The sequence below is a fragment of the Pedobacter hiemivivus genome, assembly GCF_004331685.1.
Taxonomy (GTDB): Bacteria; Bacteroidota; Bacteroidia; order Sphingobacteriales; family Sphingobacteriaceae; genus Pedobacter; species Pedobacter hiemivivus.
In genome coordinates, this window is sequence record NZ_SJSM01000003.1 from 22,036 (window position 1) to 35,939 (window position 13,904).

The window sequence follows — 13,904 nt, forward strand, 5'->3', positions numbered from 1 at the left end:
AAAATTTTAAAAATTGATACATGAAGATCTGGCAAAAAAATATTGATGTAAATAAGGATATTGAAACTTTTACGGTTGGTAAAGACAGGGAACTGGATTTGCAAATGGCAGCTTTTGACGTTTTAGGCTCACTTGCACACGTAGAAATGCTGGAAAGCATAGGTTTGCTTACCGCCGACGAGCTTGTAGAGATTCAAAAAGAACTTAAAAATATTTACGCTGAAATAGCGGCTGGAAAGTTCGTTATCGAAGATACTGTTGAAGATGTACACTCTCAGGTTGAGTGGTTGCTAACTCAAAGAATTGGGGAGGCAGGAAAAAAAATACATAGCGGACGCTCGCGCAATGATCAGGTTTTGGTTGATCTGAAATTATATTTCAGAAGCTGCATTGAAGAGATGGTGGGCAATACCAATGTGTTGTTCGGACAATTGATTTCGTTGAGTAATACACATAAGGATAAACTGTTGCCGGGCTATACGCATTTACAAATTGCAATGCCTTCGTCGTTTGGACTATGGTTTGGTGCTTATGCCGAAAGTTTGGTAGATGATATGGAATTGATGTTGGCGGCCTGGAAAATCTGTAACAAAAACCCTTTGGGCTCTGCGGCGGGTTATGGCTCTTCTTTTCCTTTAAACAGAACCATGACGACTGCATTGCTAGGCTTTGAGCGTTTAAATTACAATGTGGTTTATGCGCAGATGGGTAGGGGCAAAACAGAAAGAATTTTGGCGCAGGCCATGTCTTCTGTTGCTGCATCATTAGCAAAAATGGCAATGGATGTTTGTCTGTTCATCAATCAGAATTTCGGGTTTATCAGCTTCCCAGACGAATTGACTACAGGATCGAGCATTATGCCGCACAAAAAGAATCCTGATGTATTTGAGTTGATCCGCTCACGTTGCAATAAGATTCAGGCTTTGCCAAATGAGATTGCTTTAATGATCACCAATTTGCCTTCTGGGTATCACCGCGATTTGCAGCTGTTAAAAGAGAATCTTTTCCCTGCAATTACCTCTTTGAACGAATGCTTGGAAATGACCACTTTCATGCTTCAAAACATTACCGTGAAAGATCATATTCTGGATGACAAGAAATATGCTTATTTATTTAGCGTAGAGGTGGTGAATGAACTGGCGTTGAATGGTACTCCTTTTAGGGAAGCTTATAAAATCGTTGGCGAATCTATTGATAATGGCACTTTTGCTCCGGGTAAAGCCGTAAACCATACGCATGAAGGAAGTATTGGAAACCTTTGCAATGGAGAGATTGAAGGCATGATGACGGAAGTGTTATCGCAATTTAAATTTGAAAAAACACATCAGGCTATCGAGAAATTACTGGCGTAGCAAGATTGTATCATTATAAAATTATGCCCTTGGCCGTCATCCTGAGACTCTAGCATTAGAAAAAATATAAAAAAGGGGGAATGACATACGTGCTATATGCTCCTCGTCATCCTGAATTTATTTCAGGATCGCTCAAGAGAAAGACCATGCCAGTGCGAGATCCTGAAATAAATTCAGGATGACGAAAAAAATGCCGGAAGACAAATCTTCCGGCATTTTTGTTATTTAAACTCTGATGTTTTATGGAATTCAATATCAGGAAAATCCCTCATTGTCATATTGATCATGAACTCATTGTCGGCTAGATAAACCGGGTTACCGTCTTTATCTTCACCGATATGTGCTTGTTTCCTTTTCAGGAACTCAGCAAGTTTAGTCTTGTCTTTTGATGTAACCCAATTAGAACGCGTATAGCTAAGCATCCTAAATGCAGCTTTAGCGCCATATTCATGTTCCAAACGGAAGGCAATTACTTCAAATTGAAGTTCACCTACAGCACCAACTACCTTACGGTTTCCGGGTTGCATGATAAACAATTGTGCTACGCCTTCCTCTGTAAGCTGTTGTATGCCTTTCTCCAGCTGTTTTGTCTTTAATGGGTCTCTGTTCTCTAATTCCTTAAATATCTCGGGAGAGAAGCTAGGAATGCCTTTAAATTGAAGTTTCTCTCCTTCAGTAAGCGTGTCGCCTATTTTAAAGTTTCCGCTGTCATAAAGACCTACCACATCACCAGGCCATGCTTCTTCAACGATACTTTTTTCGTTGGCCATGAAATCCATCGGGTTGGAGAATTTCAGTTTCTTATCCTGACGGGTGTGGTAATAAAATTTATTACGTTCAAACTTGCCCGAACAAACCCTTAAGAAGGCAATTCTGTCGCGGTGTTTTGGATCAAGGTTTGCGTGGATTTTAAATACAAAGCCAGAAAAGTTCTTTTCTTCAGCTGCCACTTCACGCTGCTCAGCCTCACGTCCCTTTGGACTTGGGGCGATATTGATGAAAGTATCCAGCAATTCTTTGATACCAAAGTTATTGATAGCACTACCAAAAAATACCGGTGCCAACAACCCTTCAATGTACATGCTTTTGTCTAAGTCGCCATAAACACCATGTACAAGTTCTAAATCACCTTTTAAGCCTTCAAGCTCTTTAGGTTTTAAAAACTTATTCAGGTTCTCGTCATTTAAGTCATTAACCTCAATTACTGGTGCGCTGATTTTTGACTTATCAGGTTCAAACAGGTTTAAGTGTTTGTTGTATATGCTATACACGCCTTTAAAAGTGTGTCCCTGACCAATTGGCCAAGATAAAGGGCAAAGGCTGATGTTTAATTTACTTTCAACTTCATCCAGTAAATCGAAGGCTTCTTTACCCTCGCGGTCCATTTTATTGATAAAAATGATTACCGGAGTGTTACGCATTCTACAAACAGACATTAATTTCTCTGTTTGTTCCTCAACCCCCTTCACACAATCCACAACGAGGATTACGCTATCTACTGCTGATAAGGTACGGTAAGTATCTTCCGCAAAATCCTTGTGACCAGGTGTGTCTAAAATGTTGATACGCTTGCCATTATATTCAAAACCCATTACAGAAGTAGCTACAGAGATACCACGCTGTTTCTCTATCTCCATAAAATCGGAAGTATTGCTTTGGTTGGCCTTGTTGCGTTTTACCGCTCCAGCCGTATTAATGGCACCGCCAAAAAGCAGGAATTTCTCTGTTAAGGTTGTTTTACCGGCATCGGGGTGACTGATAATGGCAAATGTTTTTCGTTTTTCTATTTCTGGGTGAATCATAAAGAATTAAGCCTGTGCGTTCAACGCGGCTGCAAAGATAATTATAATATATAAAAATCAGCGTCTGAGTAAAAGCATTGCATTTGCCCCATCTTGCTATTCCAATTTGGAAGAGCAAAGGCAATAAAGTATACCTTTATTAAAAACTATCTGGCTTAAAACCAATTCTTTTTCTTGGAGGATTAGGCTTTTCTTGTTTTTCCAGCAGTTCATCTAGGTATCTGAATACGATCTCCATATTTTTATCTTGATTATCAAGCTTCGTTTTAATCTTCTCAATTTCTAAACGCAAATCGGTGTTATCTGCCAACATTTGACGAATACGGGTAAAAATCCGCATGATCTGAATATTTACCGTTATGGCTCTATCACTCGACAATACTCCTGATAGCATTGCCACACCCTGCTCTGTAAATACATTCGGCGGCTGCCGTCTTCCACCCCATTTTGCTATTCCATTTTGGAAGTCCAAGTTTTTAAATTCTTCATTAGTTAAACGAAACATGAAATCATCGGGAAAACGCTTAATATTTCTTGCAATCGCTTTATTTAAATTGCTTGTAGTTACCTGATATAACTCAGCGAGGTCTTCATCCAGCATAACCTTATGGCCACGAATGAGATAGATCTGCTTCATTATAATTTCATCTGGGATGATAAGAAACTTCGTTCCAATAGGGTTTTCTTCTTCCATAACATGCTTACTTTTGGCTAAGATCTATAGTTATTGTATAATAATTACTATATGTTAAAATTAATTAAGCTGGTATGGGAAATATTTTCTTACCAATCTTGCTATTCCAATTTGGAATAGCAAGATTTTAAATTCTTCATCAGTTAAACGAAACATGAAGTAATCGGGGGAAACGCTAAATATTTTCTTACCAATCTTGCTATTCCAATTTGGAATAGCAAGATTTTAAATCCTTCACAAGGTTAAGGCTTCTTCACACCTGGTTCACACATCCTTCACACCAAACCCACAAAAAGGTAGCTTTTTGTGAAGAAAGTGTGTGGAATGTGTGGACTATGTGAGGACTACTCCTTAAGCGTGACTAGTTTCTGGCTTAGGTTGATGTAGCGGGTATTTGTCATCATAAAGGATGCTGGTGGCCATAATCATGGGGTGGAGATATTCATAGAAAGCGATCAAATTAGCTCGTTCTACATTATTCAAAAATTCTTTTTTGGTATAATAACTTTGTGTCATCATTTGGCGAAGGTATTCAAGACTATCGTCTAGTGAATAAACAGAAAAAAAAGATTTTAAGACTTCATTGGCAACTTCTTGTTGCTGGGCTTTGGTACCTGATGGTCTTTTGTGTAGATACTGTTGGTGATTCATATGCTCATTTTTAAAGTTAAAAAAATGAGTCTCTGGGGATTTAGGAGCGGCTTGTGCTAGCTTCGTTTTTAAATGAAACGAAGGTGGACCATAGCAGACTCTACGTAAAACCGCCATCTTTCGGGCTTCTGACGGCCTTGAACCAACGGATTACAATAGAGCCCATAACGCTATAGTGCACCTTCAAAAGTACAACAATATTTGTTACGGGCATTAATCTATTGTCTCGGTTCGTATTGTCAGAATTTTGAAAGATGAGACTCTGAATTAATACCTCATTTAAGAAGTAAATGATATGTTGTGCTATTTCTTTATTTCATTGGCCGGGGTTTTAGTTATTCTTAATTTATAGGGTGTTGCGTTTTTTAAAGATAAATAGAATATTTTAAATAAACATTATTTCTATAAAATTAACTATCGGTATTAAGTTGCTGATATACGGAAATGTAATGATCAGGCATTCAAGCCACCATCAATTGTAATGGCAGTCCCTGTAATGAATCTTCCTTCTTCGCTGGCCAGATAGGCAACCAGGCCTGCAATATCTTCGCCTGTTCCATAGTCTGAAAGTGCCATTCGGCTTCTCAGAAAATCGGCCAGGTCGCTATCTGAAGGATTCATGTCGGTATTAATCGGACCTGGCTGCACAAGGTTTACAGTTATGCCCTTAGCGCCCAGATCTCTGGCTAGCCCTCTCGTAAAACCTTTAAGCGCGGCTTTACTCATGGTATATAAAGTGGTTTGAGGACTGACTGCGTTATCAGCCATATTGCTGCCAATGGTGATGATCCTGCCATTGTTGGGCATATGGGGTGCTGCAGCAAGGGATGCTACATATACCGCCCGAACGTTTACTGCCATGATCTCTTCATAATCTTCGAGTGTATGTGATTCAAATTCCTTACCAATATAGATTCCTGCATTGCTCACCAGAATGTCAATGGGGCCAAGTTCTGCAATGGTTTTTTGAATGGCAGTTGTTAAGGCTTTCGGGTCGATACTGTCGGCTTCCACAGCAGAAGCCTGCCCGCCATTCGCCTTAATTTCTGCGGCTACTGCTTCTGCTTTTTCCCTGGATTTAGAATAGGTTAATACTACAGTTGCCCCCTCTTCTGCCAGTCTTTTGCTAATAGCTGCTCCCATTCCACGGCCACCGCCGGTAATAAATGCGATCTTGTTTTCTAATCGTTTCATACTATTTGTTATTGATTTCTATTCAAAAGTAGATACTAATACTTATTTTTGTTAGTATACACTGAATTGTCAGGTACTAACAAAAAGGTAAGAAATGAGAAAGGAATCATCTACGAACACTATTAATGAAAAACAGATCAACGACAGTTGCGGTATGGCCTATTCATTATCTGTATTAGGAGGTAGATGGAAACCTGCAATACTTTGCAGGTTGATGCACCATACGATGCGCTACAGTGATTTGAAAAATTCGATAGAACTAATTTCTGAAAGGATGTTGGTTTCGCAATTGCGTGAACTGGAAGCTGATCAGGTGGTTAAGCGCACGGTATATCCGGTGGTTCCGCCTAGGGTAGAATACGAACTTACGCCGCTCGGGCTAAGTATGAGACCGATGCTGAAAGCCATGTCCGATTGGGGCAATCTGCATCGTAGCAAGGTTAATCCGGATGCCGATATTGTAGTGTCGGACTTTTAGTTGTTTGATGAGTTTTTCATATCGCACGGATCAACATTAAAGCAAATAAAAAAGGGTGCCCTGGTTTTTGGGCACCCAATTATACTAAATGATTTGTTCGGCTAGTTTCTGCCACCACGCGATGGTCTTTCACCACCACCTCTGCTTTCGCTGCTTCTGCCTTCACTACTTCTTTGCGGCTGTTGCTGCTGTACACGCTCTGGCCTTTGTTGTTGCTGTTGCGGTGCAGGTCTGCTTTCCTGACGTTGAGGTTGTTCCTGTCTTTGCGGACGAGGAGCCTCAGGTCTTTCTTGTTGCTGCTGAGGTTGTGGAGTCGGTCTGCTTTCTTGGCGTTGAGGCCTTTCCATTCTTTCCGGACGAGGTGATTCTGGCCTTTGCTGCGGCTGTGTTTGCGGCTGTTGCGTAGGTCTTTCCTGACGTGTTGGACGCTCTACTTGCGGCTGCGAAGGATTAACTTGTTGTGGCCGTTGTCCTGGGTTTTCCCTACTTGGTGTTACCCCCTCTGGCCTTTGAGGACGAGATCCAGGATTTTGAGGATTCTCATTCCTACCCGGTCTCGAGTTATTACCTTCTGTAGGTCTTGTATTTCCCTCCGGACGTGTAACATTTGGCCTATTGGTATTTCCTGGGTTTTCACCTCTCGAAGGACGACCTGTTACTGATCCATTGCCTGAAGGGTTTCTATCGCCTCTTATTGTAGTAGCCCCTTCTTGTCTAATCGCTTCTCTCGGCCTTGCACTTACATTCGAATTGCCTCTGCTAGGTCTTGGTGTATAAATATTTACACTGTTTCCACTGATGTTGGTTCTGCTCGGTCTGCCAGTGTTATTTACATTGTAAACCCTTACATCCTGTCTTGTGGCACGTCTGATATCATCAGCCCTTGGGCCAGAATAATAAGTTCTGCTGTTGCGTACATAAGTGTTATTAATGATAACCGTGTTGTTTATGTAAACCGTATTTCTGCGCGAATAATACCTTGGGAAACTGTCGTAATAGATATTCCTTTGCGGTATGAATACCCACCATAAAGAAGGGATGTTAAAGCTGATGTTAATGTTCATGCCCGGACCCATTGGTGCCCATCCATAATATCCATCTCCACTTCTCCAACTTACCCATGCCGGACCCCATGTGGTATCAGGAATCCAAACCCACTCATTGTAGTTGTTGTAAACCCATCTTCCATAGTGGAATGGAGCCCATCCCCAATCATAATTTGATACCCAAGTATTCCCATATTCAGTCATTACCCAACGACCGTTTGTGTAATAAGGTCTAAAATCGCCTTGCTGGCCTACGTCTGGTCTCCAAACGTAACCATATTGAGGATCCTGAATCCAGGTTCCGTAGGGAGACAGTTCATCATAAAAAGATTGTAACGACACATCGTCTCCCTGTGCCATAACCTTTTGTGTGGTCCCGGTTAGCATGAGCAGTAGCCCAAGTACTATAGCCGGTAATTTGATCATGTTTTTCATTTTTGTGTGTGTTTAATTTACCTAACGCTTTTAACGTATCAATTTGAGTTCCAAAAACTGCGAATAGTTTAATGTATCTACTAAAATATTACATTGTGGTGTTTCTAAGTGCCCTAATTAAATTTGTTTATCTTGTGGTTAGGCCTATTTTAATTTAAAACTACTATATACAATTTACCGTTTTTCTGATGATGACGGTAGGTTTAAAAGCTAAGATTACTTATAGACCACACTATTTAAATGAGGAAATATGCGCTTTACCGCAAATAATTCTCTTCTTTTGCATACAAAATCATATTACGAATGACAAAAGGTACATTATTTCTTATCCCTGTTCCTCTGGCAGAAAATGCAGCTCAAAAATCTTTTACTGCATTTCTTGGAGATACCATCAACTCTTTAAGTGTTTATATTGTTGAAAATGAGAAGACTGCCCGGAAGTTCTTAAAAGAAGCGGGAATAACAATTCCGCAAAGCGATTTGACCGTCCATGATTATGGAAAACATAAGCGTAATGACTCTATGGTGCCTTATTTTAAGGAACTGATGACGGGAAAAGATGTTGGCTTGATGAGTGAGGCGGGTTGTCCAGGAATTGCTGATCCAGGTGCTGATGTAATTTTGGAAGCACACAAACGTGGGATAAAGGTAGTGCCTTTGGTAGGCCCTAGTTCTATTTTGTTGGCTTTAATGGCCTCAGGATTTAATGGACAGAGCTTTACCTTTAATGGTTATCTGCCAATTGATAAAGTGGAAAGAGGAAAGCGCATTAAAGAATTGGAGCAACTGGCAAAAGCGAAAAAGCAGACTCAGATTTTTATTGAAACGCCATTCCGTAATAACCACCTTTTCGAAGATATTCTTAAAAATACAACTGCACAAACACAGCTTTGCGTGGCCTGTAATTTAACTGGAGAAGATGAGTTTGTAAAAACGATGTCGGTTGGTCAGTGGAAGCAGGAGCGGATTGATCTCCATAAAAAACCGACTATATTTTTGATATACGCTTAGCGGTACATGTTTTTGCTGTCGATAAATGAAAGTACTTTGTCTGGGACAAAGTACTGTACATTTTTGCCAGCTGCAATTCCTTTACGGATAAAGGTTGACGAAATATCCATTTGAGGGGTATCTGTGATCTTAACTGAGGGATGATCGGCCCATTCCGACAGGTCTACCCCGGGTCTGGGATAGACATAAATCTCGTAGTTTTTTAAAATAATCTCGTAGTTTTTCCACTTTTTAAAAGAGGCTAGATTATCTGCGCCCATAATTAGTGCAAACTCTTTTCCGGGGTATTTTTCTTGTAGATACGCCAGCGTATCAATGGTATAGGAGGGCTGAGGCAGACTAAATTCAATATCGCTGACTTTAATCCTATCAGATGTTTCTGTCGCCAACTTTGCCATTTCCAGCCTATCGTACATATTCGAAAGGCTGTTTCTGTTTTTTAATGGGTTGTGCGGAGAAACGACCAGCCACACTTCTTTAAGTCCGGAAAAACCGGCCATGTAATTGGCTATAATTAAATGACCAATATGGATGGGGTTAAAGGAGCCAAAGAAGAGTCCGGTTTTCATCAATCTATATTAACGGGTTATTTTTTATAAAATCTCCTACTAATTTTTCGGCTTCAAGACAGGCTGTTTCTAAATCGAAGTTTTTAAGGACCACGTCAAATTTATCAGCGTAAGCCAACTCTTTTTCGGCCTTTACAAAGCGCTCTTGAAGTTTTTCGGCACTATCAGTACCTCGACCTGTTAAACGTTCTTTTAAGATCTCTAATGAGGGGGGCTGGACAAAAATAGCCAGGGCATCCTCTTCATATTTACGTTTTAAGCGCAAACCGCCTTCAACATCAATGTCAAATATAACATGCTGGTCATTGTCCCAGATGCGTTGAATTTCTGATCTTAAAGTGCCGTAAAAAGTACCCTTATAAACTTCTTCAAACTCAACAAACTCTTGGTGCGCTATTTTATGTAGAAAATCTTCTTTAGAAATGAAATAATAATCTTTTTCGTTTTTTTCATCGCCACGTGACTCACGTGTAGTGGCAGAAATGGAGAAACTTAAAGATGGAAACTTCGTAAGCAAATGTTTAACGATAGTGGTTTTGCCTGCTCCCGAGGGGGCAGAAAATATAATTAATTTACCTTGTTTCATTGGTACTTACAAAACGTTTAATAATTGTTCTTTAATCTTTTCCAGTTCCTCTTTCATTCCAACAACCAATTGTTGAATCTGGGCATCATTGGCTTTAGCACCCATGGTATTTATCTCACGGCCAATCTCTTGTGAGATGAAGCCTAGCTTTTTACCATTGGCATCTTTGCTTTTTAAAGTGTCGGTAAAATAATCACAGTGACTTCTTAAGCGGATTTTCTCTTCGGTAATGTCTAATTTGTCGATATAATAAATCAATTCCTGTTCTAAACGGTTTTGATCTACGTTGATCTTGCCCACGTTTTCTTCTAAAAACTGGTTTAAACGAGCTTTGATTAGTGGGATTCTAAGTGGCTCTAATACTTCGATCTGGCTAAAAAAGGCAAGGATATTTTTAACTCTTAGCTCCAAATCAGCTTTTAAAACAGCACCTTCGGTTTCTCTAAATAGGTTGAAACTAGCCAAAGCTTTAGTAAAAGTATTGTTCAGGATCATCCAGTCATTTTCACTTACCTCGTCATCAACATAACTAATTACATCAGGGAAATTAAGCACTGCTTGTAAAAGATTGCTTGAATTTGCACCTAAGTTGATGTTGATTTCTTCTAGTTGCTTGTAATATTTGCTTAGTAAAGCAGCATTGATGGTCGCGCCTTTTAAAGCTTCTTCGCCACGTTCAATATTTATGGAAACACTTACTTTTCCGCGTTCAATATCTTTACTACAAACATTGCGCAATAGCAATTCCTTATCAGAAAAGGCTTTAGGAAGCTTTAAATTGAGCTCCAAAAACTTACTATTTAAGGATTTTATCTCTACAACGAATTTTACATTCTGATGATCTGCAGAGGCCAGGCCGTATCCTGTCATTGATTTTATCATGTGCAAAGATATAATTTATTGGCTTTCTCTGCCCATTTAACTTTTTTTAACTAAGGTAATTACTAAACAATGGCTATTTTTACAGCTATAAATAACCAATAATGAAGTTTAATTCTTTAAATATTTTATTGTTTTGGGCATTTTTTCTGATCTCCATCCCTGCTGTTATGGCGCAAGATTTTTTATTGGGAGGGGTTATATTTGAAAAAGGGACTTCAAATCGCATCGCTGCATCGGAGGTTATCAATAAACGGAGTGGCTTTAGGGTAGTAAGTAGTGACTTTGGCTTGTTCCAGATCAGAGCATCTATAGGAGATACGCTTTTGGTAATTAAAAGAGACTTTTCTGATGCTGAGGTTGTTGTGGCCAATAATAAGGATCTTGCGATTTATTTAGAGCGGGGAAAGATGCTTAGAGAGGTGAACATTAGCGGACAAACTAAAAAACAAGAACTCCAGGATTTGAAAAGGGATTATAGAAATAAAGGCTCTTTTTATCAGGGTAAACCACCATTTTTATCTTTTTTGTTTATGCCCTTAACTGCGGTTTATGAGCTGTTTGGTAGAACACCTAAGAATGCGAGACGATTTGGACGTTATTATGAAACAGAAATGCAGCAGAGCCGCATTGATGGGTTCTTTAATGAGTATTTGATACAAAACAATACTGACCTGAAAGGGGCTGATCTGGAGAAATTTATGCTAGATTATAGACCGGAGTACGAAAAAGCAAAAAATTGGGCGGAGTATGATGCTATCAAATACATCAGAGATTCGTATAAAAAGTATACAGATACGCTAGGAAAACCTATTAAGAATTAGATAGATAAGGCTTCGCAGGTTTTTTCTGCAGCTAATTTTTCCGCATTTTTCTTGTTGTAGTCCCTTCCAATACCATAACTCTCGCCTTCAATAACCGCCTGAATGCTGAATAATTTAGGGCTTTCGCCTTCTAGATTCGGGATCAGATCAAAGGTGATATCTTTTCCATGGCGTTGGCACCATTCAATCAGTTTACTTTTGAAATTGGTTTCTGTAAGCTCAAGGGTATGGATGTCAATATAGGGTTTAACAATCCTTTTAAGCAGGAAATCTTTAGTGTAATTATAGCCTTTATCTAAATAAACGGCACCAATAAGGGCTTCAAAGGCATCTCCAAGCATAGAATGATGCTTGGTTTGAACGTTAACGGCTTTTTGATCAAATACAATCAGCTGATCGAATCCCATTTTACGGGCAAGTTGATTTAAATTGGCACGATTTACAATTTTAGAACGCATTTCGGTTAGAAATCCTTCTTCTTTGTAAGGGTAGCTTTTAAAGAGTAATTCGGCTATTACAGAGCCCAGGATGGCATCGCCTAAAAATTCAAGACGTTCATTGCTGCTTCGGGTTCCATTTTTTAAAACTTTTGCCACAGACCTGTGCCTGAATGCCATTTTATACAAAACAGCATTTCCAGGCACAAAGCCTAATATGTTTTTCAACTTTCTTATAAAGACCTTATCAGGTGAAAGATAAAGCTTATAGAGATCAAATAATGGCATTAATTATTTCTTATTCTTCGTATTTTTTGAAAATCACAGACGCGTTATGACCACCAAAACCAAATGTATTGCTCTGAGCAGCACGAATGGTGCGTTTTTGCGCCTTGTTAAACGTGAAATTTAATTTTGAATCACACTCAGGATCATCAGTAAAGTGGTTTATTGTTGGCGGAACAATATCGTTTTGTACTGCAAGAATTGTAGCAATAGCTTCAACTGCACCTGCGGCACCCAATAAATGTCCTGTCATTGATTTTGTTGAACTGATGTTTAGTTTATAAGCATCTTCTCCAAATAAATCTACAATAGCCCTGCTTTCAGAGATATCACCTAACGGAGTAGAAGTTCCGTGAACGTTAATGTAATCGATGTCTGCAGTCGTTAATCCAGCATCATTTAAGGCATTTGTCATTACCATTCTTGCGCCTAATCCTTGCGGATGTGGGGCTGTAATATGGTTTGCATCTGCGCTCATTCCGCCGCCAACTAACTCAGCATAGATCTTAGCACCACGTTTTTTAGCATGTTCCAACTCTTCCAGAATAATGGTTCCAGCACCTTCACCGGCAACAAAGCCATCGCGGTCTAAGTCAAAAGGTCTTGAAGCTGTTGATGGATCATCATTTCTTGTAGAAAGGGCGTGCATTGCATTAAATCCACCGATACCGGCTTCATTAATGATGGCTTCAGAACCACCGCTAATCACAACGTCACACATATTCAAACGAATATAGTTGTAAGCATCAATCATGGCGTTTGTAGCTGAGGCACAAGCAGAAACGGTAGCGAAATTTGGTCCCCTTAACCCATATTTTATAGAAATATGGCCGGGAACAATGTCGATAATCACTTTTGGAATAAAGAACGGATTTATGCGTGGCGTACCATCACCTAAAAAGAAGTTCCTCATTTCCTCTTGAAATGTTTTAAATCCGCCAATACCAGATCCCCAAATTACACCAATACGATTGGTGTCGAGCTGTGAAAAATCGAAATTACCATCTTTAACAGCCTCATCTGTAGAGACTATCGCGTATTGGACAAATGGATCTAATTTACGAGCTTCCTTCTTATCCATGAAGTTCTCAGGATTGAAGTTTTTAAGCTCGCATGCAAATTTTGTCTTGAACTTTGAAGTATCAAAACTGGTAATAGGGCCGGCACCACTCACCCCATTAAGCAAACCACCCCAGAACTCTGGAACGGTATTACCAATTGGAGTGAGCGCACCTAACCCTGTAACTACTACTCTTTTTAATTCCATTTATACGGATTATACGGAAACCGTATTTTACTTAACGTTTTTCTCTAAGTAAGCAATTGCTTGACCAACTGTACCAATAGTCTCAGCCTGATCATCAGGAATTGCTACGTTGAATTCTTTTTCAAACTCCATAATAAGTTCTACTGTATCTAGAGAATCCGCACCTAAGTCGTTAGTGAAAGAAGCTTCTGGTGTAACTTCGTTTTCATCCACACCTAATTTTTCAACGATAATAGCCTTAACTCTTGAAGCAATATCAGACATAATGTTATAATTTAATGGTTAAATAATTCAGTGCAAAGAAAAATAAATTATTACACATTTCAAATGTTTTTATTTCTCTCCCAATTTTAATGTTTTTATTTTGAACATCAATGTAAAATTAGTTTTATAA

15 protein-coding genes are annotated in these 13,904 nt (G+C 39.3%); 4 read left to right on the forward strand and 11 right to left on the reverse strand.

The features are described 5' to 3' along the window. Positions 1–20: 20 nt before the first annotated feature. Positions 21–1,352, forward strand: coding sequence for an argininosuccinate lyase (argH, locus tag EZ444_RS06250; protein WP_131607882.1), 1,332 nt, complete (start codon positions 21–23; stop codon positions 1,350–1,352). A gap of 221 nt (positions 1,353–1,573) precedes the next feature. On the opposite strand, the gene EZ444_RS06255 is transcribed toward argH, so the two are convergent. From EZ444_RS06255 to EZ444_RS06270, 4 genes are all read right to left on the reverse strand, one after another. Continuing rightward, positions 1,574–3,154 (reverse strand): peptide chain release factor 3, encoded by a 1,581-nt coding sequence (locus EZ444_RS06255; RefSeq protein WP_131607883.1) that lies wholly within the window; start codon positions 3,152–3,154, stop codon positions 1,574–1,576. 139 nt (positions 3,155–3,293) lie between these two features. Then, a complete protein-coding gene (locus EZ444_RS06260; RefSeq protein ID WP_169472400.1) occupies positions 3,294–3,848 on the reverse strand; it encodes an ORF6N domain-containing protein in 555 nt (184 codons plus the stop codon). A 351-nt stretch (positions 3,849–4,199) separates the two neighbouring features. Beyond that, complete coding sequence (locus EZ444_RS06265; RefSeq protein WP_131607884.1) at positions 4,200–4,499, reverse strand: hypothetical protein; 300 nt, start codon at positions 4,497–4,499, stop codon at positions 4,200–4,202. Positions 4,500–4,952: 453 nt separating this feature from the next. Further along, positions 4,953–5,693: an SDR family NAD(P)-dependent oxidoreductase gene (locus EZ444_RS06270; RefSeq protein WP_131607885.1), complete on the reverse strand. Its 741-nt coding sequence runs from the start codon at positions 5,691–5,693 to the stop codon at positions 4,953–4,955. 94 nt (positions 5,694–5,787) lie between these two features. On the opposite strand from EZ444_RS06270, the gene EZ444_RS06275 reads away from it, so the two are divergent. Further along, positions 5,788–6,171 carry a winged helix-turn-helix transcriptional regulator gene (locus tag EZ444_RS06275; RefSeq protein ID WP_131607886.1) on the forward strand — a complete coding sequence of 128 codons (384 nt, stop codon included), beginning with the start codon at positions 5,788–5,790 and terminating at the stop codon, positions 6,169–6,171. 101 nt (positions 6,172–6,272) lie between these two features. Here EZ444_RS06275 and EZ444_RS06280 read toward each other — a convergent pair whose 3' ends face one another. Further along, on the reverse strand, positions 6,273–7,652 hold the full coding sequence (locus tag EZ444_RS06280) for a DUF6600 domain-containing protein (protein ID WP_131607887.1): 1,380 nt from the start codon (positions 7,650–7,652) through the stop codon (positions 6,273–6,275). Positions 7,653–7,955: 303 nt separating this feature from the next. Between EZ444_RS06280 and EZ444_RS06285 the strand changes: the two genes are divergently transcribed. After that, positions 7,956–8,663, forward strand: coding sequence for an SAM-dependent methyltransferase (locus EZ444_RS06285; RefSeq protein ID WP_131607888.1), 708 nt, complete (start codon positions 7,956–7,958; stop codon positions 8,661–8,663). Here EZ444_RS06285 and nadD read toward each other — a convergent pair. The 3 genes from nadD to EZ444_RS06300 are packed head-to-tail and all read right to left on the reverse strand — an operon-like array spanning position 8,660 to position 10,688. Further along, on the reverse strand, positions 8,660–9,232 hold the full coding sequence (nadD, locus tag EZ444_RS06290; protein WP_131607889.1) for a nicotinate (nicotinamide) nucleotide adenylyltransferase: 573 nt from the start codon (positions 9,230–9,232) through the stop codon (positions 8,660–8,662). The genes EZ444_RS06285 and nadD overlap by 4 nt on opposite strands. 4 nt (positions 9,233–9,236) lie before the next feature. After that, complete coding sequence (gene gmk, locus EZ444_RS06295; RefSeq protein WP_131607890.1) at positions 9,237–9,818, reverse strand: guanylate kinase; 582 nt, start codon at positions 9,816–9,818, stop codon at positions 9,237–9,239. A gap of 6 nt (positions 9,819–9,824) precedes the next feature. Continuing rightward, positions 9,825–10,688 (reverse strand): YicC/YloC family endoribonuclease, encoded by an 864-nt coding sequence (locus tag EZ444_RS06300; protein WP_131608287.1) that lies wholly within the window; start codon positions 10,686–10,688, stop codon positions 9,825–9,827. Between the two features lie 113 nt (positions 10,689–10,801). Here EZ444_RS06300 and EZ444_RS06305 point away from each other — a divergent pair, with 113 nt between their 5' ends. Further along, entirely contained in the window at positions 10,802–11,521 is a 720-nt protein-coding gene (locus tag EZ444_RS06305; RefSeq protein WP_225874650.1) for a hypothetical protein, read from the forward strand. Here the strand turns inward: EZ444_RS06305 and rnc are convergent. Genes rnc through EZ444_RS06320 form a run of 3 tightly spaced genes read right to left on the reverse strand, consistent with a single transcriptional unit; the run spans position 11,518 to position 13,774 of the window. Then, positions 11,518–12,246, reverse strand: a complete 729-nt coding sequence (rnc, locus tag EZ444_RS06310) for a ribonuclease III (protein ID WP_169472401.1) — start codon at positions 12,244–12,246, stop codon at positions 11,518–11,520. The two genes, EZ444_RS06305 and rnc, sit on opposite strands and share 4 nt — an antisense overlap. A gap of 10 nt (positions 12,247–12,256) precedes the next feature. Continuing rightward, positions 12,257–13,510 carry a beta-ketoacyl-ACP synthase II gene (fabF, locus tag EZ444_RS06315; protein ID WP_131607892.1) on the reverse strand — a complete coding sequence of 418 codons (1,254 nt, stop codon included), beginning with the start codon at positions 13,508–13,510 and terminating at the stop codon, positions 12,257–12,259. A gap of 27 nt (positions 13,511–13,537) precedes the next feature. Continuing rightward, complete coding sequence (locus EZ444_RS06320) at positions 13,538–13,774, reverse strand: acyl carrier protein (RefSeq protein WP_008241990.1); 237 nt, start codon at positions 13,772–13,774, stop codon at positions 13,538–13,540. Positions 13,775–13,904 lie beyond the last annotated feature (130 nt).